The sequence below is a fragment of the Oleiphilus sp. HI0061 genome (assembly GCF_001635675.1).
Genome location: NZ_LWFE01001430.1, coordinates 1 through 737 on the forward strand (window position 1 = coordinate 1; position 737 = coordinate 737).

Here is a 737-nt window from a genome sequence, read left to right on the forward strand (position 1 = left end):
TGTTCTGGCCTTGGTCATACCTATGTTGATTCCGAACTTTTCTCTCGCAGAAGAACCTCAAACTAAAGAAGAGCAATGCGCTCAATACGGCTCCTATCAAGATAGTGATGGTATTTGGCAAACATGCGACCCTGAGGAAACTGAATCCACTGATTAGTGATTCCGTTCCCTCACCAGTAACGCTATACGTCTTTTATATTCAACCTATTCGCACACCGGAGTCACCTATGTCACCAAGCGATAACAAAGTAGTCATTGGTAGCGAGGAGTGGTGCGCATTTCCCGAGCTAGGAATCCCGGCCATAAAAGCGCGTGTGGATTCGGGGGCAAAAACATCGTCTATTCATGCTTTCAACATTCAGCAATTTCGTAGAGATGGGGCTGCATGGGTGAGTTTTGAAGTGCACCCGCTTCAGAATAATCGCCGTACAGTTATCAGGTGTGAGCGCCCGATCATAGACAAGCGAGTTGTTAAAAGCTCTAGTGGCGTCTCAGAAACCCGTTTTGTTGTGCAAGCGCCACTAAAAATTGGTGAAATGATTTGGGAAGTAGAGTTAACGCTTGCTAATAGAGACTCCATGGGTTTCAGAATGCTTCTTGGGAGAGAAGCTATGGTAGGCCGGATGCTTGTTGACCCTGAACAAGAAGACTTGATGGGTGCAATTTCACAAGAAACAATCGATGGATATTATGGAAAAAAGGAACCTGAAAAGAGTGGTCTTAAGATCGCCCTGCTC

Annotated in this window: 1 protein-coding gene; it reads left to right on the top strand. The window is 45.7% G+C overall.

The window, feature by feature from the left end; translation table 11 throughout:
- Positions 1–227: 227 nt before the first annotated feature.
- Positions 228–737 (top strand): ATP-dependent zinc protease (locus A3735_RS22595; protein ID WP_197485982.1); only part of this gene is annotated, 510 nt, incomplete at its 3' end.